26 protein-coding genes and 2 pseudogenes are annotated in these 24458 nt (G+C 73.3%); 16 read left to right on the top strand and 12 right to left on the bottom strand.

The features are described 5' to 3' along the window. Positions 1-62 precede the first annotated feature (62 nt). Entirely contained in the window at positions 63-434 is a 372-nt protein-coding gene (locus ABD981_RS38710; protein ID WP_046907819.1) for a PadR family transcriptional regulator, read from the bottom strand. Positions 435-532: 98 nt separating this feature from the next. After that, a pseudogene (locus ABD981_RS38705) lies at positions 533-876 on the bottom strand (ArsR/SmtB family transcription factor). A 215-nt stretch (positions 877-1091) separates the two neighbouring features. On the opposite strand from ABD981_RS38705, the pseudogene ABD981_RS38700 reads away from it, so the two are divergent. Next, a pseudogene (locus tag ABD981_RS38700) lies at positions 1092-2291 on the top strand (hypothetical protein). Between the two features lie 11 nt (positions 2292-2302). Here the strand turns inward: ABD981_RS38700 and ABD981_RS38695 are convergent. Then, positions 2303-2875, bottom strand: a complete 573-nt coding sequence (locus tag ABD981_RS38695) for an antibiotic biosynthesis monooxygenase (RefSeq protein ID WP_046907817.1) — start codon at positions 2873-2875, stop codon at positions 2303-2305. A 91-nt stretch (positions 2876-2966) separates the two neighbouring features. Then, positions 2967-3377, bottom strand: a complete 411-nt coding sequence (locus ABD981_RS38690) for a PLL family lectin (protein ID WP_240495218.1) — start codon at positions 3375-3377, stop codon at positions 2967-2969. A gap of 249 nt (positions 3378-3626) precedes the next feature. Between ABD981_RS38690 and ABD981_RS38685 the strand changes: the two genes are divergently transcribed. Both ABD981_RS38685 and ABD981_RS38680 read left to right on the top strand, forming a co-directional pair. Beyond that, positions 3627-3995, top strand: coding sequence for a BlaI/MecI/CopY family transcriptional regulator (locus ABD981_RS38685; protein WP_046907815.1), 369 nt, complete (start codon positions 3627-3629; stop codon positions 3993-3995). Next, positions 3992-4918: a M56 family metallopeptidase gene (locus ABD981_RS38680; RefSeq protein ID WP_046907814.1), complete on the top strand. Its 927-nt coding sequence runs from the start codon at positions 3992-3994 to the stop codon at positions 4916-4918. The genes ABD981_RS38685 and ABD981_RS38680 overlap by 4 nt, the downstream gene beginning before the upstream one ends. Positions 4919-4943: 25 nt before the next feature. Here ABD981_RS38680 and ABD981_RS38675 read toward each other — a convergent pair whose 3' ends face one another. Next, positions 4944-5981 (bottom strand): C40 family peptidase, encoded by a 1038-nt coding sequence (locus ABD981_RS38675; RefSeq protein WP_046907813.1) that lies wholly within the window; start codon positions 5979-5981, stop codon positions 4944-4946. A gap of 258 nt (positions 5982-6239) precedes the next feature. Here ABD981_RS38675 and ABD981_RS38670 point away from each other — a divergent pair, with 258 nt between their 5' ends. Both ABD981_RS38670 and ABD981_RS38665 read left to right on the top strand, forming a co-directional pair. Next, positions 6240-6671: a DUF6153 family protein gene (locus tag ABD981_RS38670; RefSeq protein WP_131723865.1), complete on the top strand. Its 432-nt coding sequence runs from the start codon at positions 6240-6242 to the stop codon at positions 6669-6671. A 113-nt stretch (positions 6672-6784) separates the two neighbouring features. Continuing rightward, positions 6785-8398: a multicopper oxidase family protein gene (locus tag ABD981_RS38665; RefSeq protein ID WP_046907811.1), complete on the top strand. Its 1614-nt coding sequence runs from the start codon at positions 6785-6787 to the stop codon at positions 8396-8398. A 64-nt stretch (positions 8399-8462) separates the two neighbouring features. Here ABD981_RS38665 and ABD981_RS38660 read toward each other — a convergent pair whose 3' ends face one another. Then, positions 8463-9839, bottom strand: a complete 1377-nt coding sequence (locus tag ABD981_RS38660) for an MFS transporter (RefSeq protein WP_205628164.1) — start codon at positions 9837-9839, stop codon at positions 8463-8465. A 218-nt stretch (positions 9840-10057) separates the two neighbouring features. On the opposite strand from ABD981_RS38660, the gene ABD981_RS38655 reads away from it, so the two are divergent. From ABD981_RS38655 to ABD981_RS38620, 8 genes are all read left to right on the top strand, one after another. After that, positions 10058-11446, top strand: coding sequence for an MBL fold metallo-hydrolase (locus ABD981_RS38655; RefSeq protein WP_046907810.1), 1389 nt, complete (start codon positions 10058-10060; stop codon positions 11444-11446). Between the two features lie 159 nt (positions 11447-11605). Further along, positions 11606-12271, top strand: coding sequence for a rhodanese-like domain-containing protein (locus tag ABD981_RS38650; protein ID WP_123954474.1), 666 nt, complete (start codon positions 11606-11608; stop codon positions 12269-12271). After that, the gene (locus ABD981_RS38645) at positions 12268-13110 is read left to right on the top strand and encodes a sulfite exporter TauE/SafE family protein (protein WP_046907809.1); all 843 of its coding nucleotides are present in this window, start codon (positions 12268-12270) and stop codon (positions 13108-13110) included. The genes ABD981_RS38650 and ABD981_RS38645 overlap by 4 nt, the downstream gene beginning before the upstream one ends. Positions 13111-13159: 49 nt before the next feature. Continuing rightward, on the top strand, positions 13160-13426 hold the full coding sequence (locus tag ABD981_RS38640; protein WP_046907860.1) for a metal-sensitive transcriptional regulator: 267 nt from the start codon (positions 13160-13162) through the stop codon (positions 13424-13426). Between the two features lie 302 nt (positions 13427-13728). After that, positions 13729-13932, top strand: a complete 204-nt coding sequence (locus ABD981_RS38635) for a helix-turn-helix domain-containing protein (RefSeq protein ID WP_046907808.1) — start codon at positions 13729-13731, stop codon at positions 13930-13932. A gap of 5 nt (positions 13933-13937) precedes the next feature. Next, a complete protein-coding gene (locus ABD981_RS38630; protein ID WP_205628163.1) occupies positions 13938-14405 on the top strand; it encodes a Clp protease N-terminal domain-containing protein in 468 nt (155 codons plus the stop codon). A gap of 273 nt (positions 14406-14678) precedes the next feature. Next, positions 14679-15134, top strand: coding sequence for a DUF7144 family membrane protein (locus ABD981_RS38625; RefSeq protein WP_046907807.1), 456 nt, complete (start codon positions 14679-14681; stop codon positions 15132-15134). A gap of 442 nt (positions 15135-15576) precedes the next feature. Further along, positions 15577-16980 carry a sulfatase family protein gene (locus ABD981_RS38620; protein WP_046907858.1) on the top strand — a complete coding sequence of 468 codons (1404 nt, stop codon included), beginning with the start codon at positions 15577-15579 and terminating at the stop codon, positions 16978-16980. A 223-nt stretch (positions 16981-17203) separates the two neighbouring features. Here ABD981_RS38620 and ABD981_RS38615 read toward each other — a convergent pair whose 3' ends face one another. Beyond that, complete coding sequence (locus ABD981_RS38615; RefSeq protein ID WP_046907806.1) at positions 17204-17809, bottom strand: CGNR zinc finger domain-containing protein; 606 nt, start codon at positions 17807-17809, stop codon at positions 17204-17206. Between the two features lie 72 nt (positions 17810-17881). Between ABD981_RS38615 and ABD981_RS38610 the strand changes: the two genes are divergently transcribed. Continuing rightward, positions 17882-18670 carry an MBL fold metallo-hydrolase gene (locus ABD981_RS38610; RefSeq protein ID WP_046907805.1) on the top strand — a complete coding sequence of 263 codons (789 nt, stop codon included), beginning with the start codon at positions 17882-17884 and terminating at the stop codon, positions 18668-18670. A gap of 266 nt (positions 18671-18936) precedes the next feature. On the opposite strand, the gene ABD981_RS38605 is transcribed toward ABD981_RS38610, so the two are convergent. Both ABD981_RS38605 and ABD981_RS38600 read right to left on the bottom strand, forming a co-directional pair. Further along, positions 18937-19575 carry a response regulator gene (locus ABD981_RS38605; protein ID WP_046907857.1) on the bottom strand — a complete coding sequence of 213 codons (639 nt, stop codon included), beginning with the start codon at positions 19573-19575 and terminating at the stop codon, positions 18937-18939. An 8-nt stretch (positions 19576-19583) separates the two neighbouring features. Continuing rightward, entirely contained in the window at positions 19584-20846 is a 1263-nt protein-coding gene (locus tag ABD981_RS38600; protein WP_046907804.1) for a sensor histidine kinase, read from the bottom strand. A gap of 260 nt (positions 20847-21106) precedes the next feature. Between ABD981_RS38600 and ABD981_RS38595 the strand changes: the two genes are divergently transcribed. Further along, positions 21107-21523, top strand: a complete 417-nt coding sequence (locus ABD981_RS38595; protein ID WP_046907803.1) for a hypothetical protein — start codon at positions 21107-21109, stop codon at positions 21521-21523. 67 nt (positions 21524-21590) lie between these two features. On the opposite strand, the gene ABD981_RS38590 is transcribed toward ABD981_RS38595, so the two are convergent. Both ABD981_RS38590 and ABD981_RS38585 read right to left on the bottom strand, forming a co-directional pair. After that, on the bottom strand, positions 21591-22373 hold the full coding sequence (locus ABD981_RS38590) for an oxidoreductase (protein ID WP_046907802.1): 783 nt from the start codon (positions 22371-22373) through the stop codon (positions 21591-21593). 155 nt (positions 22374-22528) lie between these two features. Continuing rightward, positions 22529-23107: a TetR/AcrR family transcriptional regulator gene (locus ABD981_RS38585; RefSeq protein ID WP_046907801.1), complete on the bottom strand. Its 579-nt coding sequence runs from the start codon at positions 23105-23107 to the stop codon at positions 22529-22531. An 80-nt stretch (positions 23108-23187) separates the two neighbouring features. Between ABD981_RS38585 and thpR the strand changes: the two genes are divergently transcribed. Beyond that, positions 23188-23793 (top strand): RNA 2',3'-cyclic phosphodiesterase, encoded by a 606-nt coding sequence (gene thpR, locus ABD981_RS38580; protein WP_046907800.1) that lies wholly within the window; start codon positions 23188-23190, stop codon positions 23791-23793. A gap of 66 nt (positions 23794-23859) precedes the next feature. Here the strand turns inward: thpR and ABD981_RS38575 are convergent, their stop codons facing one another. Further along, the gene (locus tag ABD981_RS38575; protein ID WP_046907799.1) at positions 23860-24450 is read right to left on the bottom strand and encodes a TetR/AcrR family transcriptional regulator; all 591 of its coding nucleotides are present in this window, start codon (positions 24448-24450) and stop codon (positions 23860-23862) included. Positions 24451-24458 lie beyond the last annotated feature (8 nt).

The raw sequence follows: 24458 nt of genomic DNA, 5'->3' as shown, positions 1-24458 counted from the left end.
TCCGGCGGTCTCGCGGGCGACGCTGTCGAGATAGGCGGTCACCAGCGGGTGGTCGATGGCGTTCATGCGGATTCCCCCTGCGGGTCGTTGAGAAAGTGGTCGACGGCGTCCCGGAACGACGGCCACGCCTGCGTGAACTCGGTGAGGGCCGCACGGCCGAGGCCCGTGAGCGTGTAGTAGCGGCGCGGCGGCCCGCTGGGGGATTCGCGCAGCTCGGTGTCGACGAGCCCCTCGCGGCGCAGCCTCGACAGCAGGGGGTAGATCGTGCCCTGACTGGTGGTCATGACGCTGACCGCGGAGAGTTCGGTGAGCAGCTCGACGCCGTACCTCGGCCCGTCCCTGAGCAGTGCGAGGACGCAGTGCTCCAGCACCCCCTTGCGGAGCTGGCTGGGGACCCTGCCTCCCGCCTCGTTCTTTGCGTTACCAGGAACCATGCAATGCAAGATAGTGCGGCCGCACGTCCTTCCGCAAGGCGGGGCGGCTGGCACGACTGCCCGCCCGCCCGGCCGGCCGCGCGGTCCGCGCGGGTGGGTCAGTCGCGCGGGCGGGCCGTCGACGCCCGCAGGTCGGCGAGGAGTTCGGCCTGACCGGCCAGCACGCCGGAGAGGATCGAGCGGGCGACCGCGAGCAGGTCCGCGACCTCCGGTCCACCAGGGAGTAGTGCACGGTCGCCCCGTCACGCCGGGCGACGACCAGATTGGCCCGGCGCAGCACCGCGAGCTGCTGGGAGAGGTGCGCCGGCTCGACACCGACCTCGGGCAGCATCTCCGCCACCGCGTGCTCGCGCTCGCTGAGCAGCTCCAGCACGCGGATCCGCACCGGATGCCCCAGCGTCTTGAAGAACTCGGCCTTCAGTCGGTACAGCGGCGCACTCACCCGCGCCACCCCCGCCGCGCCCGAGCCGTGCACCGTGTCCGTCGTGCTCTCATCGCCATGGCTCCATCCTCGCGCCCGGACGCCGACAGGACGACATCGGGAACTTCCGCGACGGGCCGTGCGTCGAGTTCGCCGGCCGGGTCCGGGCAGAGGTGGGCGTACCCTCCACTGACCAGGCGCATCGCGAGACGCGCGCTCATCACGGGGGACGGCACATGACATACCGGCGCGCGGCGATACCGGCACTGGTCGGGGGACTTCTGCTCACGGCCCTTCTCTGGTGGGCGGGTGCGAGCGCCGACGCGCTCCACCTGCCGGGCAGCGGAAGCGTCCTCGGCGGACAGGCCGTCACCGAACTCGAACGCTGGCTCGCCCCCTTGGGCGTACGACCCGCCGGCCGCGCTCCGGCCGGGCGCCGGGACGTACGACGGGACCGGCGACGCGGCCGTCACCGACGGCGGGCGCTACCTCTCGCTCCACACCACCGCCCTGCAGATCCGCTTCTGCGCGGTCTTCGCCTTCTTCGTGCCCGGAGCCCTGTTCCTCGTCCGCCGGCTGCCGCCGGTGCACGGACGGATGCCCGCCGCCCTGCTCACGCTCTGGGCCTGGGGGATGGTGGCGGGGACCCTCGCGGTGGGCGTCTCCACCCCGTGGCTGATCGCCGCGGGGGGGCCACGGCAGTTACCGCTTCCTGCCGCAGCTCGCCGGCCTGATCTCCTCCGGCCGCCAGATGCTCGTGGTGACCGCCCTCGTCGCGGCGACCGTGACCGCCCTCGTCGCCCGCGCGACCGCCCAGGGCGCCGGCCCCCTCCCGCGCACCCCCGTCCCGGCCCGCCCCGCGCGCCTGGCCGCCACCGCCGGGACGGCCGCCGTCGGATTCTCGCTGCTGGTCCTCTCGTACGAGACGGTGGCCGCCGCCATCCAGACGCTGCCGTCCCCCGGCGGCCTCCTCGACGAACCGGGCGACCTCCTGCGCCAGTGGCTGCTCCTCGGCGCCGTGACGAACCCCGCCGGCGCGCCCCTGGGGGGACTGGCTCCTCTACCGCGCCGTCGACGTGCTGGTCCTCGTCCTCGTCTGGTGGGCCCTGCGCCTGCTGCCCGGCCTGCTCACCCGGGTCACCGTCCCGGCGATGGCGGCGGGCGCGGTGAGCGCGACGGTGCTGGGACTGCTGGTGAGCCAGGTGCTGAGGATCGCGCTGGACGCCCAGGGCATGCGGTACGGGCTGCTGTACGCCTCCGGCAACCTCGGCAACGGCGTGCCGGCCGCGCTGACCTGGGGCGTCGTGGCGGGGCTGGTGGCGACGGCGACGCTGCGGGCGGCGACGAGCGGGGAGGAGCCCGCGCAGCCCGCGGAGTCGTCCGAGGCGGGTGGGTTCCCCGAGCCCGCGTCCGCGACGCCCCCGGTCGAGCCGTGACCCCGGACCGACTACCTCCCGAGCCAGCCGCGCAGCAGCCTGCTCACCGTCGGCATCGTCACGTACGTCATGAGGACGTTGAACACGCAGGCGGTGACGAGGGCGCTCACCGCGAGGGGCAGTGCGGTGAGGCGGGGCACGAGGAACACGCCGCCGAGCAGGGACACCGGATAGATCGCCACGGTCGCGCTGATCGCCATCTTCCACCGGGGCGGCGCCGGACGGGTGGAGCCCGGCTTGGCGAACCAGGTCTCCATGCCGGTGAGCTTCCGGCGCGCGATCTCGGTGTGGTGGTGCCCCTCGCAGTGCGCGAACCAGGCCGCCCGCTCCGGCGACTCCTGCCACACCCGGCAGGCCTCGGCGTCGCGGAAGCGGTGCACGAGGAACCAGGGGGCGTCGCCGCCGGACGAGCGGAACAGCCCGTAGCCGAGATGGCCGGGGAACGCGGCCGCGCTGTCGAGGATGCCCCTCGCCCACTCCTCGAAGGCGGCTTCGTAGCCGGGCTCCACCCGCCGGGCTATCAGCAGCGTCACCTCGCCGGCGTCGGCGGGGACGGTCGCGTGCTCAAGGCTCACCGCGGTCACTGCTACTCCTGAAGATCACGCCGCGCCGCCCGCCACCTTACGCGCTGTGGAAAAGCCCCCGCCGGAGCGGGGGTCCGGCGTCCCGGGGCGGTCAGCGCGGGTCGCGGTTGCGGGCCCAGTCGCTCCAGGAGCCGTCGGCGCCCCGCTCGCGGAACCATCCGTAGCCGTCCCGGCCGATGACGTGGATCGAGAACTCCCAGGGCCTCGAGTTGTCCCAGACGGTGGTCTGGACGGCGCTCATCGCGACGCCGCCCATCGACACCCAGCGGCTCCAGTCGCCGTCGGAGTCGGTCCAGCGCGTCCACACGCTGCGGTCGGCGGCGTCGACGAGGAAGACCTGCTTCGTGCCGTCCGGGAGCACCTTGGTGGTGACGCCGAACTCGCACATGTAGGCGTGACCGCCGGTCTTGCAGCCGTTCGCGGCCTGGGCGGTGGACGGGACCGCCACACCGAGACCCGCGACCGCGGCGAGGGTGAGGATGCCGGCCTTGAGCTTGTTCATGAGGGAGAGATGTCCTGACATGGGTGGGGGAATGGCAACAACACCGATCTTGCGTCACCCCTCTAACGCCCCGCTCACGTTCCGCTCACGTCTCACCGCCACCTCCCGGAGCGGTCCACGGCGCCCGCGTCCACCGGCGCCGGCGCCGGCACGGAGGCGGGCCTCGGCGCCCGGGGCCCGGTGGTCCCGCCGCTACGATGGGGGGACCGCGGCCCGACGGTGCGGCCGCCGGTGTCGAAGGGAGCGGGCGTGCGTCAGTTGGGTGAGCTGGAGGCCGAGATCATGGACCGCCTGTGGTCCTGGGGCCGCCCCGCCACCGCGCGCGAGGTGCTCAACGACCTGAACAAACAGCGGCCCCTCGCGTACAGCACCGTCAAGACCGTCGCCGACATCCTCTACGGCAAGGGCATGCTGACCCGCGAGAAGGACGGCCGGGCCTGGCTCTACCGACCGACCTGCACCCGGCAGCAGTACACGGCCGCGCGGATGCAGGACGCCCTGGAGGGCAGCCCCGACACGGCCGGAGTGATGGCGAGCTTCGTCGAGCAGATCTCGCCCGACGAGGTGGAGGCACTGCGCGCCGCGCTCCGCGCCGCCAAGCGCCGGACCGAGTCGTGATCACCTCCGCCCTCCTGGCGGGCTACGCGCTGCTCGTCGGCGCTGTCGTGCCCCGCTTCCTGGCCCGCGCGCCCTGGCCGCACCGCGCGCCCGCCCTGGCCGTCGCCGTCTGGCTGCTCCTGATGCTGACCTTCGTGGTCTCGGCCGCGCTCGCCGCCCACCACCTGGTGATGACGGACCGTCATGTGCACGAAGGTCTCGTCGGTCTGCTCAGCGCCTGCGGGCTCCTCGCCGACGCCACGGGCGCCACGGAAACCGTCGTCGTCGCGGACCCGACGCTCTGGGACGCCGCCGGACTCGCCGCGGCGGGGTCCGTCGTCGCGCTGCCCCTGTTCTGGCTGCTGCGCACGGCATGGACCGCGCGGGCCGAGCGCCGCCGGCAGCTCGACACCCTGCGTCTGATCGGGCGCCCCTCACCCGCGTACGGGGCGACGGTCGTCGAGCACCCGGTGGCCGCCGTGTACTGCCTCCCGGCCCGGCCGGCCCGCGTCGTCGTCACGCGGGGCGCCCTCGACGCCCTGGACGACGAGCAGCTGCGCGCCGCCCTCGCACACGAGCGCGCGCACATCGACGGCCGCCACCACCTGGTCCAGATGCTCCTGCGCGCCTTCGCCCGTGCGTTCCCGAAGCTGCCGCTCGCCCGGCACGCACAGGAACAGTCGCTGCTCCTGCTGGAGATGGCCGCCGACGACACCGCCCTGCGCCTCCACTCGCGGGACGCCCTCGCGACCGCCCTGTGCGAGGTGGCGGCGGGACGCGTGCCGCGGCCGGCCCTCGGGATGGGCGGCCCCAGCGCCCTGATCCGGCTCCGCCGGGTCCTCACCCCGCAGCCGAGGCCGCACGGCGCGACCCGGTTCGGCGTCGCCCTGGCCGCGGCGGGCGCCCCGCTGTTCCCCCTGCTGCTCGGCTGCGGCCCGTTCTGAACCACGCGGGGGAGCGGGGGCGGGGTCAGATCCGGACGCCCCACATGAACGGCATGCCGCTGCGCGCGATCGACTCGTAGCGCACCTGCGCCCCCGGCTTGGGCGAGTGCAGGATCTGCCCGTTGCCCGCGTAGAAGCCCACGTGGCTGAGGTCGGTCCGCATGATGACGAGGTCGCCGGGCCGCAGGTCGCCGAGCGAGTCGATCCGGGTGCCCGCGCTCGCCTGCGCCTGGGACGTACGGGGTATGTTCACGTTCGCCTGCCGGAAGGCCCAGGACGTCAGCCCCGAGCAGTCGAAGGACCCCGGGCCGCTCGCCCCCCACACGTACGGCAGCCCCACCCGGCTCTGGGCCGCGGCGAACGCGGCGGCGGCGCGCGAGGAGGCGCTCTTCTCGTCGCCGAGGTCCGCGCGGGCGCCGGCCCGGTTGGCCCGGTCCGCCTCCTGGGAGATCCGGGCGCGCTCCTTGGCGCTGAGGCTGTTCAGCAGCTTCTGCGCCTTCGCCAGCTTGCCCTGCACCTCCGCCTTCTTGCGGCGCTGCTCCCCGCGGGTCTCCTCCAGCTCGGCGAGCTTCCGCGCGGCCTCCGTCCGCTGCTGCTGGAGGTCCCGGCGCTGCGCCTCGAAGAGCTGGAGGGTGTTCACGTCCCGCTCGCTGAGCCGCTGCTGCAGGCTCGCGCGCTCCAGGAACGAATCGGGGTCGGCGGAGAGCATCAGCTGCATCGACGGTTCGAGTCCGCCGCCCCGGTACTGCGCGGCGGCCAGCGAACCGACCCGGTCGCGCAGCCTGTTGAGCTCGCCCTGCTTGCGGGCGGTGGCGTTCTGGAGGGAGTCCACCTGCTTCTGGAGGGCGTCGGCCTTCTCCTTGGCGCCGTTGAACTTCTCCGTCGCCTGCGTGGCCGCCTCGTAGAGCCGGTCGATCTCGGCCTGGACGCCCTTCTTCCGGGGATCGGGCGCGGGGTCGGCCCACGCGGACTGCGCGGACAGCGCCACGGCCGCCGCCGCGGTCGTCGTGAGAACGCCCGCGTAGCGGGGGCGCGAGGGCTTGGGACGGCGGTGGGACGCCACGATGGGCCAGCTCCTTCTTCCTCGGGAGGGCTCCCCCGGCCGGGGCCGGGGCACGGGCCCGGCAGGCGGCCGGAGGAGCGATCGAATACTAAGCGTCTTAGCTGAAGAGTGACAACCGTCGATCTTCGTGCGGCGGCGCGGCCCGCTGTCGTCCTCCGAACCCCGGTTCATGGAAGCTCGCATGCCGGCGAGGACCTCACTCGTGGACGGGCGAGGTAGCCTACGGATCGGTACACCAATGTGAATCCACTTAGCGGCTTGGCTTTCAACGTGAACGGCCAAGGGGAGACGGCCGATGGCCGACGGTCAGGGGAGGAGGTCGACGTGGTGGAGCGTGGTGGAGCCGGGCGAAGGCTCGGTGTGCTGTTCATGCTGCTCGTCGCCTTCGCCGTGCTCGTCCACCACGAGGCCGCGCCGGCGGCGGCAACCCCCGCCCGGGGCATGACCCACGCCATGCCGAGTGACGCCTCCTCGGCCGAGGAGGCGAAGGCGGCCATGGGGGTCTGCCCGAGTCCCGGCGCGGGACACTGTTCGGCCCCGGTCGTCGATCCGCCCACGGTCGCCGCGAAGGCGCTCGGGGAAGCCGACCGCACCCGTCGTGTCTCCGGTCCGAGCGCACGGCCGGTGCTCGGCGCGACGCTCGGGCGCGCGCCACCCGATCTGTCGATCCTGTCTCAGCTGCGCATATAGGCCCCGCCTTCGGACGGCGACCGCCGTGCCCCCCCCGGCCCTGCCGAGGCGCCGACCGCCGCCGCGCACGCGCACACCTCCACGTCGCCCGCTTCTGAGACGAGGCTCCCCAGATGACCCGCAAGCCCCCCATCGCCCGCCGCTCCCTCCTGCTCGCCGGGCTCGGCGCGGCCGGCGCCGGCGCGCTCACCGCGTGCTCCGGCTCCGGCTCCGGTTCCGGTTCCGGTACGAGCGGCGGCCCGACGCTCGTCGGCGCCTCGGGCCCCGAGGTGGCCAGGGCGGAGAAGGCCCGAGCCGACACCCGTACCGGCACCGGCAAGGAGCGGAAGCACACCCTCACGGCGGCGTCGGCCAAGGCCGACCTCGGAGCCGGGATCACCGTCAGGACCTGGGCGTTCGACGGCCGGGCCCCCGGCAAGGAGATCAGGATCGACGCCGGCGACACCCTGGTCGCGTCGCTCGCCAACCAACTCCCGGACCGCACCACCACCTCCCTCCACTGGCACGGGATCGCCCTGCGCGGCGACATGGACGGCGTGCCGCCCGCCACGCAGACCGCCGTCCGTCCGGGATCCACGTTCACCTACCGGTTCATCGCCCCCGACCCGGGCACGTACTTCTTCCACCCGCACGTCGGGGTCCAGCTTGACCGCGGCCTGTACGCGCCGCTGATCGTGGAGGACCCCAAGGAGCCGCTGGCGTACGACGCGGAGTGGGTCGTCGTCCTGGACGACTGGCTCGACGGCGTCACCGGCACCCCGGATCAGGCCTTCGCGGAACTCTCCAAGGGGATGGGCCCGCACGCGGGCATGGACATGGGGGACGGAGGAACCGGCGGGAGCGGCATGCCCGGACATGACATGGGCGGCGGGTCCGCCCCTCCGTCCAGGGGGTTCACGCTGATGGGCGCGCGGAGCGAGCTGCTGGGCGGTGACGCCGGGGACGTGGCGTACCCGCACCACCTCGTCAACGGCCGCGTCCCCGCCGACCCCGACGTCCACCGCGGCGAGCCGGGCCGGAAGGTGCGCCTGCGCATCGTCAACGCAGGGTCCGACACCGCGTACCGGGTGGCGCTCGGCGGCCACCGGATGACGATCACCCACACCGACGGATTCCCCGTGCGGCACGAGGAGGTCGACGCGCTGCTCGTCGGCATGGGGGAGCGGTACGACGTGCTGGTCACCCTCGCCGACGGCGTGTTCCCGCTCGTCGCGCTGGCCGAGGGCAAGAACGCCACCGGCATGGCGCTGGTGCGGACCGGTTCCGGCGCCGCACCGGCCCCGACCGTGCGGCCGAAGGAGCTGGACGGGCGGCTGCTGACGGCGACGCAGCTGCGCGCCGCCGACGCCGTACGCCTGGAGGCGGCGAAGCCGGACATCGTGCACCGCGTCGACATCAGCGGCACGATGGCTGCCTACGACTGGGCCCTGAACGGCAGGCGCTTCGACATGGACGACCCGACGGCGAACCCCCTGCTGATCGAGGAAGGCCGCCGCGTCCGCCTGGAGTTCGTCAACCGCACCGAGATGTGGCACCCGATGCACCTGCACGGCCACACCTACCAGCTCGGCGCCGCCGGCCCCCGCAAGGACACCGCCATCGTCCTGCCCGGCAGGACCCTGTCGGTGGACTTCGACGCCGACAACCCCGGCCAGTGGATGCTCCACTGCCACAACGCGTATCACGGCGAGGCCGGGATGATGGCGCTGGTCGCCTATCGCTCCTGACGGCCGCGCCGGGCGTCAGGACCGGCAGGGCTACGGTGCCTTGCCGGTCCTGGTCGGCCACCGCTCATCGCGGTCGTCGGTCGGGGTCGCTCACCCAGCGCGCCGCCAGCAGGCCGGAGGCGGCGGTCAGGGTGGCGGCCGTCAGGATCGTCGCGTTCAGGCCGATCGCGTCGGCCAGTACGCCCGCCAGGAGTGCGCCGGCCGCGTAGCCGAGGTCGCGCCAGAAGCGGTACGTGCCGAGGGCGTTCGCCCGCCAGGACGGGTGGGCCCGGTCGGAGACGGCGGCGATGAGGGCGGGGTACACCAGCGCGGTGCCGATGCCCAGGCCCACGGCGGAGAGCAGTCCGGCGAACAGGGGGCGGTCGAGGAGGGCGACGGCGGCGAGGAGGCCGGCGGCCTGGACCAGCATGCCGGAGACGATCAGCGGCTTGCGGCCGATCCGGTCGGCCAGGTGGCCGGCCGGGATCTGGCCGAAGCCCCACAGGAGCGGGTAGAGCCCCTTGATCAGGCCGATCGCGGCGATGCCGAGCCCGTGGTCGGCGAAGAGCAGCGGGAAGACGCCCCAGGTCAGGCCGTCGTTGAGGTTGTTCACCAGGCCCGCCTGGCTCGCCCCGCGCAGGGAGCGGTCACGCCACGAGGTGCGGGCGAAGGCGGCGGCGAACGGGACCTCGCCCGCATCAGGCCCGACGGCTCCCGCCGGGGCGGGGTGCCGGGCGAGTTCCAGTGCCAGGTGGGCGGCCGTGTCCTTGGCGAGGAGGGAGAGGACCAGCCCCGCCCCCACGAAGACCGCGCCGATGAGTTCCGGTGCCGGACGGAGCCCGTAGTGGGTCGCCAGCCAGCCCGTGAGCAGGGCGGACGCCCCGACCGCCACGTAGCCGGCGGCCTCGTTCAGGCCCGTGGCCAGGCCGCGGCGGGCCGGCCCCACGAGGTCGATCTTCATGTTCACGGTCATCGACCAGGTCAGACCCTGGTTCACGCCGAGGAGCACGTTCGCCGCGACGATCCACCACCAGGACGGCGCCCACGCCAGCACGAAAGGCACCGGCACGCCCGCGAGCCAGCCCGCGAGCAGCAGCTGCCTGCGCCGGAAGCGGGCCGTCAGGGCGCCGGCCGCGAGGTTGGTGAGGGCCTTGGTCAGGCCGAAGGCCACGATGAAGGAGAAGACCGCCAGGTTGCTGGTGAGCCCGAAGGCCTCGACCCCGATGAGCGGCACCGTGGTGCGCTCCAGGCCGACGAGTGCGCCGACCGCGACCGTGACGACGACGAGCAGCGCGAACTGCGCCCGGTTCTCCCGCAGCCCCAGTCGCACCGCGCCGGGGGCTGCGGCGGGGATGGCGGCGGCGGGGATGGGGACGGCGGGGATGGGGACGGATCCGGGCGCGGTCTCGGTCTCGGGTGTCGTGGTGTCCGACACCGCCCTCGGCTTCGTCCGCTCGGTCATCTTTCCGTCCCGTCCCGTCCGCCCCGTCCTCGTTTCAGCTGGCCAATATACCCCCATGGGTATTGTGGGGATGTGATCCAGGATACCCAGGGGGGTATTTGACTCGCGAGGGTCGACCTGTTTACGGTCGGATGCATCGATACCCAGGGGGGTATCCAGAATCGGCGCGTCCGCCCTTCGTAACCGACCGGACGCGCGTCCCCGATGGAGGAATCGCCGTGTTCTTCGCCCAGTACTACCTCGACTGCCTCTCCCAGGCGTCGTACATGATCGCCGACGAGACGACGGGCCAGGCCGTCGTCGTCGACCCCCGCCGCGACGTGTCCGAGTACCTCGCCGACGCCGCCGCGCACGGCTTCTCCGTCGTCGGCGTGATCAACACCCACTTCCACGCCGACTTCGTCGCCGGCCACCTGGAGATGGCCGACCGCACCGGCGCCTGGATCGGCTACGGCAGCGGGGCCGAGACCGAGTACCCCATCCGCACGCTCGCCGAGGGCGAGCGCATCGTGCTCGGCGACGTCACCCTCCGGATCCTGGCGACGCCCGGCCACACCCCCGAGTCGATCAGCGTCCTCGTGTACGAGCGCGCCGCCGACGCCGTGCCGTACGGCGTGCTCACCGGCGACGCGCTGTTCATCGGCGACGTCGGCCGACCCGACCTGCTCGCCTCCGTGGGCGTGACCGCCGAGGAGCTCGGCGCCATGCTCCACGACAGCGTCCAGAACAAGCTCATGGCCCTCCCCGACGAGGTGCGGGTCTTCCCCGCCCACGGGGCCGGCTCCGCCTGCGGCAAGAACCTCTCCACGGAGAAGCAGTCCACCATCGGCGAGCAGCGCGCCACCAACTACGCCTGCGCCCCGATGGGCCGGGAGGAGTTCGTCGCCCTCGTCACCGCCGGACAGTCCGCCGCGCCCGGCTACTTCGCCTACGACGCCGAACTGAACCGCAAGGAGCGGCTCCTGTACGACGCGGCGGCGGCGCCGCGACCGCTCTCCCTGGACGAGTTCGCCGAACTGCGGCGCTCCGGCGCGGTCGTGGTGGACGCCCGTTCGCCGCAGGACTTCGCCAACGGGCACCTGCGGGGCGCGGTCAACGTGCCCGCCGAGGGACGGTTCGCCGAACAGGCCGGCACCGTCCTCGACCCGGCCGACGAACTGATCGTCATGGCGCCGGAGAACCGCGAGGAAGAGGTCGTCACCCGCCTCGCCCGCATCGGCTTCGACCGGGCCGTCGGCTACCTGCGCAACCCGGAGGACGCCCTGACCGCCCTCGCCGACGAGGTCGCCCCCGCGAGCCGTCTGACCGCCGCCCGCCTGCGCGCCGCCCTCGCCGGCGACGAACCCCCGCTCGTCGTCGACGTCCGCACCTGCGGCGAACGCGGAGCGAACGGCTTCATCGAGAGCGCCCTGCACATCCCGCTGAGCGAACTCCCCGCCCGGACCGACGAGCTGCCCACGGATCGTCCCCTGGTGCTGCACTGCGCCGGCGGCCACCGGTCGTCCATCGCGGCGAGCCTCCTGCGCCACCGCGGCTTCGGCGACGTCTCCGACATCCTCGGCGGCTACGCCGCCTGGGCCCTGTCGACGGAACCCGCCGACGCCTGACCGGCCGTCGGGAGGGGGACGCCTGATCCCCGTCCCGTACCGCCCCCTTCCGTTGATCCCCGTCCCGTACCGCCCCCTTCCTCGCCCACGGGATCCCGGGGCCCCCTACACCCCCGGAAATACCCCCCTGGGTATTTCCCCTCTGAACAGGAGCCACGCATGACCGAGAGCCGCGCGAACCCCGCGAGCCCTGCGAACCCCGCGAACCCTGCGAAGCCCGAGAGCCCCCAGGGCTCCGCGAGCCGAGAGGAGCCCGGGAGGAACTCCTCGATCGCCCCCGCCGTCCTCCACGCGCTCGTCCGTGAAGGGCGTGCGCCGCGCCTGCTCGACGTGCGGACCCCAGGCGAGTTCCGGACCGTGCACATACCCGGCTCGTACAACGTGCCCCTCGCCACCCTGCGCGAGCACCGCGCCGAGCTGCTGTCCCACCTCGACGAGGAGGTCGTGCTCGTCTGCCGCTCCGGCGCCCGTGCCGCCCAGGCCGAGAAGGCCCTCGCCGAGGCGGGCCTGCCGAACCTCCGCGTGCTCGAAGGCGGCATGAACGCCTGGGAGGCGGCCGGAGGCCCCGCGAACCGGGGTGCCGAGCGGTGGGACATGGAGCGCCAGGTCCGGCTGGTCGCCGGCTCGATCGTGCTCGTCACCGGTCTCGTCGGCGTGTTCGTGCCCGGCGCGCACCTGGTCGGCACCGCGATCGGCGCCGGCCTGACGTACGCGGCGCTCAGCAACTCCTGCGCCATGGGCGTCCTGCTCTCCAAGCTCCCCTACAACCGGGGGCCGCGCACCGACATCCGCACGGTCATCGCGGAACTGCGGAGCACCCCGTGACCGCCCTCGTCATCGCGGCCTCCCTGCTCGTCGGCGTCAGCCTCGGCATCCTCGGCGGCGGAGGGTCGATCCTGACCGTGCCGATCCTGGTCTACCTGGCCGGGCAGGACACGAAGGAGGCGATCGCGACCTCCCTCTTCGTCGTCGGCGTCACCAGCCTGGCCGCGCTCGTACCGCACGCCCGTGCCCGCCGGGTCCGGTGGAGGACCGGCCTGCTCTTCGGCGCCTTCAGCATGGTCGGCGCCTACGGCGGCGGACGGATCGCCGAGTACGTGCCCGGTACGGCGCTCCTCGTCGCGTTCGCCCTGATGATGCTCGCCACGGCGGTCGCGATGCTCCGCAAGCCGCGGCGCGGCGGCGAGCCGAAGATCCGGCACCGCGACCTGCCGCTCAAGCACATCGCGGTCGAGGGTCTGGTCGTCGGCGCCGTCACCGGCCTGGTCGGCTCCGGCGGAGGGTTCCTCGTGGTCCCGGCGCTCGCCATCCTCGGCGGCCTGCCCATGGGCATCGCCGTCGGCACCTCGCTCCTGGTCATCGCCATGAAGTCGTTCGCCGGCCTGGCCGGACACCTCTCGGGCGTGCAGATCGACTGGGGCCTGGCCCTGATGGTGACCGCGGCGGCGGTGGCGGGCAGCGTCATCGGCGCCCGCTTCGCGGGGCGCATCCCGCAGGACGCCCTGCGCAAGGCCTTCGGGTGGTTCGTCGTGGTGATGGGCGTCTTCGTCCTGGCCCAGCAACTGGACACCGGCCTGTGGGCCCACCCGGCGACCTGGGGCGTCCTCGGCGCCGCGGTGCTCGCCGCGACAGCTGCCCGATTGCGAACGAAAAGTAGTGGTTAATACCCCTAGGGGTATCCTGGTTGAGGGGGTGAGAGTGGAGGAGATCTCCGTGCAGGTGGAAGAAGGGGCCGTGCGCCCCGTACTGAATCGGCTGCGCCGCGCCCAGGGGCAGCTCGCCGCCGTCATCGCCATGATCGAGGCGGGTCGTGACTGCAAGGACGTGGTCACTCAGCTCGCCGCCGTCTCCAAAGCCCTCGACCGGGCCGGATTCAAGATCGTGGCCAGCGGGATGAGGCAATGCCTCGCCGAGAGCGCCGCCGATGCCCCGCCCATGTCGGAGGAGGAGCTCGAGAAGCTCTTCCTGGCCCTGGCCTGACCGGCGCCGCACCTCCGCCCCTGTCCCGCCGCGCCCTCGTGGCGGCTCCCCGGCGACTGATGGGGGGCGGATGTCGCGGACGCGTGCGACACGCACACCGGAGAAAACGCACCGTCGGCGAACGGTGCGGACCATGCTCGCCGTCAGCGCTGCGCGGCGACGCCGGATCGGTGATCGGCGCGCATCCGAGGCAACTGCCGGGGCCTGGGAGAGGGCCGGCAGGAACACCGCGTCGGGCGCTCCGCGCTCCGGCGTGTCAGTCTGGGTTGACAGCGCCGTGGTGTCAGCCCAGACTGACATATATGAAGGACCTCACCCTGACCGACCGCGTCGGCGCCGCCGACCCCGCCACCGGCCTGCGGGCCGCCCAGGCCCTGCACCGGCTGGCCGAGCAGATCGAATCGGCGGCGGTCGACCACGCCCGCTCCCAGGGCTGGTCCTGGGAGCAGATCGGCGACGCCCTGGGCGTCTCCCGTCAATCCGTCCACAGCAAGTACCGGAGGTGACCGGCGTGTTCGACCGACTGCTGGACAGGGGCCCGCTCGGCACCGTGATGAAGGCGGCCCTCGACGAGGCCTGGCGGCGCGGCGACCGCCGTCTCGGGACCGAACACCTCCTGCTCGGACTGCTCCACGACGAGACTCAGGCCCGGATCCTCGGCGTCACGCTCGAACAGGCGCGCGCCGCGCTCGATGCCCTCGACCGCGCCGCGCTGGCCGCCGTGGGCATCCGCACCGACCACGCGTACCCCGGCGCGGTCAACCCGACGAGCAGCCGCCCGCCGCTCAGCGTCGGCTCGCTGACCTCCAACGCCAGAGCCGTCGTGAGCCCCGGCGCGGGCAAGCGGCCCCGTACCACCGAAGCCGTCCTGGAGTCCTTGCTGGACTGCGCGCTGCCGGATCCCGCCGCCGAACTCCTCGCGGCGCTGGGCGTGGACCCGGTGCGGGTGCGCCGGCGGTCGGCCCATCCGGAGTCCTGACGGAAGCGACGGGCGGGCGCGGCGACATCATCCACGGCCGTCTGCCGAAGCTGGTCGTGGTCGCGGTCGCGTCGTGATCGTGGTCGCGGTCGTGGTCGCGTCGTGATCGTGAACGTGGCGGTGATCGCGGTCGGCATGACCGTCGGAGCCACGCCCGTACCCGAACGCCCTCCCACCCCATGACGCGGGATCACCTGTTCGGCGGATTCCATGTGGTTCGGAGGCGGCTCCCCGAGGACGCTCGAAGCAGGAGCACCAGAAGGGAACACGGGCATGGGCCAGCAGGCAGCGCAGCCGTCAGGGACGCCCGGGGGCGGCCGGAACAGCCAGGACAGCAGGGGCTGGGTGGCCGGCGGGGTGATGTTCGCGGCGGTGCTGATGCTGTGCAGCGGCATCCTCGCGGTCCTGCAGGGCATCGCCGCCGTGGCCGAGAACGAGGTGTACACCCGCATCGGCACGTACGTGTACGAGCTGAACCTCACCGGCTGGGGCTGGATCCACATCGTCCTCGGCGCGCTCGTCGCCCTCACCGGTGCGGGCCTGCTGAAGGGCCGGACCTGGGCACGCTTCGCGGGCCTGCTCCTCGTCTCGCTCAGCCTGCTCGCACAGTTCCTCTTCCTGCCGTACTCGCCGTTCTGGTCGATCCTGCTGATGGCGATCGACGTGTTCGTGATCTGGGCGCTGGCCAGCAGCCTGGACGACCCGGGCAGCCGGACCACGGCGAGCTGACGCCTCCCCGGGCGGGCCATTTCATCTGCCGTACATGGAACCGCCGTTCCGCTCGGCCTACGCTCTTCGTCATGGCAGCAGGAATCCTCACTGCGCGCCGCCACGTCGACCAAGGGCACCTGGCGAGCGCCCTGTGTACGGTCGCCCCGGCGCGCTGACGCGCCCCGTTCCCCCACGGGATCCCCACCTGGCGGCACCCGCCTGACTCCCGTCTCTTCCCTTCCCGTACGTACGGCCACCGCACGGCCGCCGCACGGCTCCCGCAGCCGTCCGTCCGCCGTGCGCCCACGCGCGGTCGCGTGCCCGGAAGGCAGGCTCCCCGGCAGCGCATGTCATGCCCATGACTGAATTTGCCTGTGTGCCGGCCTGCTCGCCCCAGCCCGCCCCGCCCCAGGCGTCCGCGCGTGCCCCGACCCAGACGCACCCAGGAGGAATGGACATCATGAGCGAGAACCGACGCCCCCCGGTGAGCCGCCGCGGCTTCATCGGAGGCGCCGCCGCGGTGGCGGCAGCCACCGCCGTGCCCGCCCTCGCACAGGTCGCCGGAGCCGGCCCCGCTGCTGCCGCGGGCCGCCCGAACATCCTGCTGATCGTGACCGACGACCAGCCGAAGCACACCGAGTGGGCCCTGCCCAAGACCCTCGCCTGGCTCGCCGACCAGGGCGTGAAGTTCACGAACGGGCACGTCGCCACCCCGCTGTGCGCCCCGTCGCGCTCCAGCGTGTTCTCGGGCCGGCACGCCCACCACCACGGCGTGCGCAACAACAAGGCCTCGTACGCGCTCGACCAGAGCACCACCGTGCAGAAGTACCTCGCGCAGGCGGGCTACCGCACCGGCCTGTTCGGCAAGTACCTGAACTCGTGGACGCTGGCGGAGAACCCGCCGCACTTCGAGGAGTTCGCCCTGCTCCAGCCCGGGTACGTCGACGCCCGGTGGAACGTGGACGGCACCGTCCAGACGATCAACGGCTACACGACCACCATCGTGAAGAACCGCACCCTGAAGTTCCTCGACAAGGCCGCCACCGACCCCCGCCCGTGGTTCGCGTACGTCACCCCGTACGCCTCGCACGGCCCGCGCACCCCCGAGGCGAAGTACGCCGGCACCCCCGTCCCGGACTGGAACGGGCGGCCCTCCGTCCCCGAGGGCGACCGCTCCGACAAGCCCGGGTACATCAAGAACGCCACCGGCACCCTCGCCGACGGCCGGAACATCCGCGCCGAGCAGCTGCGCACGCTGCTGTCCGTCGACGACGCCGTCCAGGCGTTCAAGGACAGGCTCCAGGACCTGGGGCAGCTCGACAACACGCTCGTCATCTACATCGGGGACAACGGCTTCAGCTGGGGCGACCACGGCTGGACCGCCAAGTCGGTGCCCTACCGACCGGCCCACGAGGTGCCCTTCTACCTGTCCTGGCCGGCCGGCGGGCTCGGGGCGGGCACCGTGGACGACCGCATCGTCGCGAACATCGACATCGCCCCCACCATCCTCGACGCGGCGGGCATCACCCCGAGCGCCCCGCAGGACGGCAGGTCGCTGCTCTCCTCGTACAGCCGCGACCACCTCCTCGTGGAGTGGTGGAAGCAGGGCACCGCCGCCGGCGGCGTGCCGACCTGGTCCTCCTACGTTGCCAAGGACAAGCAGTACACCGAGTACTACGACCTGACGACGGACGGGAACGGCACGGTCTCCGGCACCGGGCAGGTGAAGTTCCGCGAGTACTACGACCTGGTCGGCGATCCGCACCAGCTGACCAACAAGCTGTACCAGGCCACGCCCTCCGACGAGCAGGCGCTCGGCATCCCCGCCCTGGCCGCCCAGCTCGCCGCCGACCGCACCGCCTGATCCGTACCGCCCCCCCCGGTAGGCCCGGCCGGTACGGTCTGACCCGCACCGTCTGATCCGTACGACCGGGCCCGCCGTCGCGGCCGGGTGCCCCGCCAGGAGACAGGTGCCGGCGCCCGGCCGCCGAACGACGGCGTCGGGCTCACGAACGCCGGCCTGTACGGGCCGAAGCCTTTAGGGGCCGACGCCTGTGTGGGGGCCGGGTCCGCTGTGACCGGCGCGGTCAGTCCTGGCCGGACCGGGTGCGGCGGGCGTAGGCGCGGGCAGCGCGGGCGCGGTCGCCGCATCGGACGGAGCACCAGTGGCGGCGGCCGTGCCGCAACAGGTAGCGGGTGCACGGGGGAGAGCCGCAGGCGGTGAGCCGGTCGGCGTCGGGACCGGTGAGCAGGTCGGCCGCGTCGGCGGCGAGGACGGCGAGCGCGTGCTCGACGATCTGGGTGACGGGGTGGGCCGCCTCCCGGTAGTGGCCGCGGTCCGGGTCCCAGTGGAGCAGGGCGGCCGACGGGGCCCGCGTCAGCGCGTCGTTGACGGCGGTCAGCGCCTGGGCGGGGGCCGGGGCACCGGCGACATGGGCGCCGAGCAGGGCGCGGACCTGTTCGCGCAGAGAGCGCAGCAGGCCGGCGCACAGCTCCCTCATGCCGGTGTCCACCGGGGCGAGGCCGCGGTCGACGAGCCACTCTTCGGCGCCGGCCGGGGTGGCGAGGAGATCGGCGAACTGCCCATTGGGCAGCGCGACCGCGCTGTTGGCCAGGTCGAGGGCGGGGTAGCGCTCGGCGCCGGGTGCGGGCGGCAGCGGTTCGGTGGTCGCGGTCTCCTTCATGTCTCTCATGGTACGGGTTGCGTCGATCCGTGAGACGCCTCTACTGTCACGGTTTACGAGCTCCCTATCCGTGAGGTTCTCATGTCTGTCACCAGCCCCGTCGGAGAGCAGTTCCCCGTCCGCGTCTTCGGCGGCCCGACCGCCCTCTTCGAGTACGGCGGCCTGCGCTTCCTGACCGACCCGACCTTCGACGCCCCCGGCGAGTACCCGACGCCCGCCGGCCCCCTGGTCAAGACGGCCCCCGCCGCCGGCACCCCCGCCGACCTGGGCCGCGTCGACGTGGTCCTGCTCTCCCACGACGAGCACCCCGACAACCTGGACACCTCCGGCCGGGCCCTGCTCGCCGACGTCCCGCTCACCCTCACCACCCCCGGTGGCGGGCAGCGCCTCGGCGACCGGGCCAAGGGCCTGGCCGACTGGGAGTCCGTCGACCTGGACCGCCCCGGCGGCGGCACCGTCACCGTCACCGCCGTGCCCGCCCTCCACGGTCCCGGCGCACGCGAGGCGATCGAGCCGATAGTCGGTCAGGTCGTCGGCTTCGTCCTGACCGGCGAAGGACTTCCCACGGTCTACGTCAGCGGCGACAACGCCTCCCTCGACCTGGTCAAGGAGACCGCCGTGCGTTTCGCCCCCGTCGACACCGCCGTCCTCTTCGCCGGCGCACCCCGCTTCCCCGTCCTCTTCGACGGCGCGACCATCGTCCTGGACAGCGCCCAGGCCGCCGAGGCGGCCGTGATCCTCGACGCCCGCCGGGTCGTCCCCGTCCACTACGACAGCTGGGCCCACTTCACCGAGGGCCGTGACGAGGTGATCGCGGCCTTCGCCGCCGCGGGCCTGGCCGACCGCCTGGACCTGGGCGAGCGTGACTGACGGCGGTTCGGCCGGCTGGAGTTGCTCGGAGCCGGCCGTAGCGGGCCGGAGCCGTGTGGCGCAGTTCGGGACGTCCCTGGCGGCGGAACGGATGGCGGAACGGGCTAGGGAACGGGCTGCGGAACGGATGGCGGGATGGGCGAGGGAACGGACGACGGGCGCTCGCCGCGCCGGTCCTGGCCGGTGTGAAGACGAACGCCGGGGCGACGGGACGCTCCGGCCCTACTCGGGGTGGCGGACGTGGTGAGGGCGGGGGGAGGAGAACGTCAGCCCGCCACTCCCAGGAACCGCAGCACCGCCAGCACCCGGCGGTGGTCGGCGTCCGCCCGGGGGAGGTCCAGCTTGGCGAGGATGCTGTTGATGTGCTTGGCGACGGCGCTCTCGCTGACCACCAGCTGCCCGGCGATGCCCGCGTTGGAGCGGCCCTCGGCCATCAGGGCGAGGACGTCCCGCTCGCGGGCCGTCAGCCGCTCCAGCGGATCGCTCGGCCTGCGGACCAGCAGCTGCGCCACGACCTGCGGGTCGAGCGCGGTGCCGCCGTCGGCCACCCGCCGCAGCGCGTCGACGAACTCCTCGACGTCCGCCACCCGTTGCTTCAGGAGATAGCCGACACCGCTCGTGTTGGTGGCGAGCAGCTCGGCCGCGTAGCGCTCCTCGACGTACTGGGAGAGCAGCAGCACGGCGGTCTCCGGCCGGTCCCTGCGGATCGAGAGGGCGGCGCGCACCCCCTCGTCCGTGAAGCCGGGCGGCATCCGGACGTCCACGACGGCGAGATCGGGCCGGTGCTCCGCCACGGCGGCCAGCAGCCCCTGGGCGTCGCCCGCCTCGGCCGCCACCTCGAAGCCGGCCATCTCCACCACCTTGACCAGGCCGATCCGCAGCAGCACGGAATCCTCGGCGATCACGGCACGCCTCACGTCGGGCACGGCAACTCCACGCTCATCATGGTCGGTCCCCCCACGGGACTGCTCATCCGGAATGTCCCGTCCACGGACCGCACGCGCTGGGCGAGCCCCCGCAGACCGCTTCCCCTGGACGGATCGGCCCCGCCCACCCCGTCGTCGGCGATCACCACCCGCAGTATCGCGCCCAGGCGGGTGACCGTCACATCCGCCCGGGTCGCCTCCCGCGCGTGCTTGGCGACGTTCGTCAGCGCCTCGGAGACCACGAAGTAGGCGACGGCCTCGACGGCGGACGCCGCCCGCTCGCCGTCCCCCGATCCCGGCTCCCCGCCCTGCGCGCCCGTCCGACGGGGCGGCAGGTCGACCCGCAGCCGCACCGGCAGCGGCGACCTCGCCGCGAGCCCGGACAGGGCGGCGTCGAGGCCCAGTTCGTCCAGGACCGCCGGATGCAGTCCGCGCACGAGGTTGCCGAGCTCCTCGATCGCCTCCTTCGCCTCCTGGTGGGCCGCCTCGATGACGGCCCGCGCCTCGGGCGGCAGATCCTTCAACGTGGCTTTGGCGATCCCCAGGTTGAGCGCGAGCGACACCAGTCGCTGCTGGGCGCCGTCATGCAGATCCCGCTCGATACGGCGCCGTTCGGCATCCGCGGCGTCGACGGCCCCGGCCCGGCTCTCGGTCAGGTCGGCGACCCGCCGCGCCAGGTCCTCGCTCTCGTCGGGCCCCAACAGCCGGGGCCCGAGGTGGGTCTCCACGCGCACCAGCGCCTCGGCGCAGGCCGGCACCGCGGCGAGCGCGCCGAGCCCTGCCACCGTCACGTAGAACGCCTGGCTGCTGTACCCGTGGTGCTGGATCCGCCACTCCCAGGGCACCGCCCAGATCCACACGTACACCGTGGCGGCGGCCACCCCCGCCACCAGCAGCGCCAGCAGCAGCACTTCGAGCGCGCCGAGCAGCAGGCCGGTGAAGCAGTGGTAGCCGGCCTGGCGAAGCACCCGCCGCGGTCCGGGGCGCGGTATGTCGATGCCGAGCAGTCGCCGGAAGCGCCATATCTGGGCGACCGTCAGCGCGGGCACGGCCAGGACCGCGAGCACGACGACGAGGCCCATGATCACCGGAGCGTCGGCGTCGCCGCCTCCGACGGTCTCCCACAGAAGGCCGGAGAACACGAACAGCAGGAAGCCCAGGAGGAGATGGAGCGGTGCCCCCAGGGCGAGGAATGACGTGTCTCGGGCCACGCGGGTGAGCGCGCGCCGCGTCCGGGGCGGGACCTTCATGATCCAACCGTACGTGCCGGAGCCCGCCGCCCGGAATGCACCTGGTGTCAGGGCCGGGGGTATAGCCAGTGCCACCCCAAGTCGGACAACGGTGTTACTGACCCGCGCGGTGCCGCGGAGGAGTGTTGATCACGAGCCCGGACACGGGGTCCCGGCCTCGATCCCCAGGCATCTCGACGCGCCGATATCCCGATATCCCGATATCCCGAGGCCCCGAGGCCCCGACATCCGACATCCGACATCCCGAGAGGTGCCCCGCCATGGCCCTGACCGCCACCCACCCCGCCACCGCAGCCGAGGGGCTCCGCACCCGCACCCGCACCCGCCTCCAGGGCCGCATCCTGCTGGGCGCGGGCCTGGTCCTGCTGCCCTGGCTCGGCTACCTGGCCGGCACGCTCCCGCCCGCCGAAGCCGCGGCCTGGGTCACCCTGGACGCCCTGGAAGCGGCGGCCCTCCTGGCGGCCGGCACCCGCCTCCTGGCCGGTGACCCCCGCCACCGCGCTCCCGCGGCGGCCGCCGCCACCCTCCTCCTCGCCGACGCCTGCGCGGACCTCGCGACGGCCGCACCGGGCCCCGAACTCGCCACGGCCGTCGCGATGGCCGTACTCGCGGAGCTTCCGCTGGCGGCCCTGTGCGTGAGGCTGGCGGCCGGAGGACGCCGGGCGGGGGAGAGGTGAGCGGCGCGTCCCGAGCGGCGCCGGCCGAAGCTGTCCACACACGCCCCGGCCCTCAAGTGGCTCCGGATCACACCGTCTTGATGCCTCCGCCCTCGACCACGTAGTCGGCACCGGTCACGCTGGCCGCGCGGTCCGAGGCGAGGAAGGCGACGACGGCCGCGACCTCCTCCGGCTCCACCATGCGGCCGGTGGTCAGGCCCATCGCCGCGGGCACCCCGGCCAGGAACGCGCGGTGCTCGACGCCCTGGGCCTCGGCGAGGCGGGCGCCGAAGCCGTTCTCGTCCTCCCACAGGCCGGTACGGGTCGGGCCGGGGGTGACGGTGTTGACGCGCACGCCCCGGGGCCCGAACTCCTCGGCGAGGGCCTTGCCGAACGCGTTGAGCCCCGCCTTCGCGGCGGCGTACTCGACCGGTCCGGTGCCGGGCAGGCGGGCGGTCATGGAGGAGATGTTCAGCACCGTGCCACGGCGTTCCACGATGCTCGGCAGCAGGTGTCGGGTGACCCGGACCGTGCCGAACAGGTTGACCTCGAAGCTGTGCGCCCACAGGTGGTCGTCGGTCGCGAGGAAGCCCCCGAAGGCGAACGCGTCGCCGCCGCCCAGGTTGTTGACCAGGATGTCGACTCCACCGAGGTGCGCCAGCGCCTGGCTCCCCAGTTCTTCGGCCCCTTCGGGGGTGCTCAGGTCGGCGGCGACCGGATGCGCGCCGACCTCCTCGAGTTCGGCGGTGACCGTGCGGGACGCGCCGACCACGCGTACCCCTTCGGCGACGAGCTGTCGGGTGATGGCGAGGCCGAGCCCTCGGCCGGCTCCGGTGACGACGGCGGTCTTGCCGGTGAGACGGAGGTCCATGCGATTCTCCTCACATATATTTGACTCTGAAGTACAAAATAAGGGCGAGCGAAGGGCGCCGCCGGGAGCGGCGCCAGGTGGGGGAGGGTGGGGCGAGACCGGGGCGAGACGGGGCGAGGCGGGGTGAGACCGGGGCGGGGAGGGCCTTTCGGGTCCTACAAGGAGGCGATCGCCGCGCCGACGACCCGCTTGAGCTGGGTGTCGTCCTCGGCGGTCTTCGCCAGCACCCGCATGCCGATGACGGTCGCGAGCAGCCACGAGGCCACGTCGGCCGCGTCGCGCCCGCGGTCGATCTCGCCGGCCCGCTGCCCCTCCTCGACGGTCGCCCGGAAGGCGCCCTCCGTGCGGGCGAACATCCCGCGGACGGTGTCGGTCGTACCGGCGTCCGAAGGGGCCGACTCGGCCGCGGTGTTGACGGCCATGCAGCCCCGCCGGTCCGGGTCGCCGAGGTCGAGCTCGACCAGCGCCTCCAAGGCGCCCCGCAGGCGTTCCTTCGCGGAGCCGGGGTGGTCCAGCAGGGCCTCCAGCCAGGCGGCCTGCGCGTCGCGATAGCGGGCGAGCGCCCGCTCGAACAGGGCGTGCTTGCTGCCGAAGGCGTTGTACAGGCTGCCCTTGCCGATGCCGATCTCGTCGACGAGATCCTGCGGCGTCGTGCCCGCGTACCCCTTGCGCCAGAACACGCCCATCGCGCGCTCCACCGCCACGTCCGGATCGAACTGCTTCGGCCTGCCCATGGGGCAACGGTAGCAGTATTCTTGACCTGTAGGTCAAGTAAGGGTGACCCGGACGGCCCCGGCAAGGTACGAAGTCTTCTGTGAACGAAGAGACCCAAGAGGCGACCGTCCGGGTGTTCATCGCCCTCGCCCCGCCCGACGACGCGAAGGACGAACTCGAGCGGGAGCTGCTCCCCGCCTACGAGGCGTACCCCCGCATGCGCTGGAACCGCATCGAGGACTGGCACATCACCCTCGCCTTCCTCGGCGAGCTCCCCGTCACGGCCGTGCCGCCCCTGCGCGGGCCCCTCGCGGAACTCGCCGCGACCCGCCGCCCCCTCGAACTGGCGCTGCGCGGTGGCGGCCACTTCGACGAGCGGGTCCTCTGGAGCGGCATCGACGGGGACCTGGAAGGGCTCCACCGCCTGGCGACGGACGTACGCGCCCTGGTGCGGGAGTGCGGCATCCCCTACGAGGGACGCCCCCTGCGCCCCCACCTGACCCTCGCCCGGGCCCGCCGCGACGACCTGTCGAGCGTGGTAGAGACGGCCTCCGCGCTCGCGGGCTTCGAGGGCCGGGCGTGGCACACCGAACGCCTCCACCTGGTCGGCAGCAACTTCGGCCGCGGCCCCGCGCCGATCCGTTACCGCGACATCGAGGCGTGGACGCTGGGCGGGCGGACGGGGGCGGAGGGCCGACCCTCGTGAGTCGCGGGTGACGGGTGGCGGGGGTCGCGGGTGGCTCGGGCTGCGGCCGGGAGACCTTCAGCCGGGCTACGGGCGGGTCACGCCGCCGAGGGCCGCGACGGCGAGCCGTACGGCTCGATCGGTGACGGCGTCGTAGTCGGCGCCGGCCTCCAAGGCGGTGGTCGCGGCGTTGACGAAGCCCTGGAGAAGCCGTGCGGTCATGAGCGGGGCGTCGTCGCCGAGTTCCTCAAGGGCGCCGACGAGGGGGTCGAGCAGGGCCCGGTGCGCCTCGTCGGCGCCCGCGCGCAGGGCGGCGGCGTCCTGGTCGTCGGCGGTGGCGCGGGCGATGCGGTGCTCGCCGTCGCGGACCATCTCCAACTGGGCGGTGACGTAGGCGGCGACCCGTTCCTCGGGGGAGTCGCCGGCGGCGGCGAGGGCGGCGTGGATGCGCCCGGTCCAGTGCGGAGCGGCTTCCCGGACCACTTCGGTCAGCAGGTGCTGCCGGTCGGGGAAGTACTTGTAGACGCTGTTACGGGCCAGCCCGGTGCGCCGGGCCACCTCCGCGAAGGTCACCCGTGAGGCGTCGCCCTCCGCGAGGAGCTGCCGCGCGGCGTCGAGCAGGGCGGCACGCTGCTGGGTGCGGTGGTCGGCGACCGTGGCAGCGTGGATCTTTGGCACGAGCCCAG

This window comes from Streptomyces showdoensis (genome assembly GCF_039535475.1).
Classification (GTDB): domain Bacteria; phylum Actinomycetota; class Actinomycetes; order Streptomycetales; family Streptomycetaceae; genus Streptomyces; species Streptomyces showdoensis.
This window is presented reverse-complemented; position numbering and strand designations above follow the sequence as displayed.

Bases quoted from the DNA above. Each gene is read 5' to 3' on its own strand.
- ABD981_RS38710 (WP_046907819.1), bottom strand. From the start codon at position 434: ATGGTTCCTGGTAACGCAAAGAACGAGGCGGGAGGCAGGGTCCCCAGC.
- ABD981_RS38690 (WP_240495218.1), bottom strand. From the start codon at position 3,377: ATGAACAAGCTCAAGGCCGGCATCCTCACCCTCGCCGCGGTCGCGGGT.
- ABD981_RS38665 (WP_046907811.1), top strand. From the start codon at position 6,785: ATGACCCGCAAGCCCCCCATCGCCCGCCGCTCCCTCCTGCTCGCCGGG.
- ABD981_RS38660 (WP_205628164.1), bottom strand. From the start codon at position 9,839: ATGACCGAGCGGACGAAGCCGAGGGCGGTGTCGGACACCACGACACCC.
- ABD981_RS38650 (WP_123954474.1), top strand. From the start codon at position 11,606: ATGACCGAGAGCCGCGCGAACCCCGCGAGCCCTGCGAACCCCGCGAAC.
- ABD981_RS38635 (WP_046907808.1), top strand. From the start codon at position 13,729: ATGAAGGACCTCACCCTGACCGACCGCGTCGGCGCCGCCGACCCCGCC.
- ABD981_RS38625 (WP_046907807.1), top strand. From the start codon at position 14,679: ATGGGCCAGCAGGCAGCGCAGCCGTCAGGGACGCCCGGGGGCGGCCGG.
- ABD981_RS38620 (WP_046907858.1), top strand. From the start codon at position 15,577: ATGAGCGAGAACCGACGCCCCCCGGTGAGCCGCCGCGGCTTCATCGGA.
- ABD981_RS38615 (WP_046907806.1), bottom strand. From the start codon at position 17,809: ATGAGAGACATGAAGGAGACCGCGACCACCGAACCGCTGCCGCCCGCA.
- ABD981_RS38610 (WP_046907805.1), top strand. From the start codon at position 17,882: ATGTCTGTCACCAGCCCCGTCGGAGAGCAGTTCCCCGTCCGCGTCTTC.
- ABD981_RS38600 (WP_046907804.1), bottom strand. From the start codon at position 20,846: ATGAAGGTCCCGCCCCGGACGCGGCGCGCGCTCACCCGCGTGGCCCGA.
- ABD981_RS38595 (WP_046907803.1), top strand. From the start codon at position 21,107: ATGGCCCTGACCGCCACCCACCCCGCCACCGCAGCCGAGGGGCTCCGC.
- ABD981_RS38590 (WP_046907802.1), bottom strand. From the start codon at position 22,373: ATGGACCTCCGTCTCACCGGCAAGACCGCCGTCGTCACCGGAGCCGGC.
- ABD981_RS38585 (WP_046907801.1), bottom strand. From the start codon at position 23,107: ATGGGCAGGCCGAAGCAGTTCGATCCGGACGTGGCGGTGGAGCGCGCG.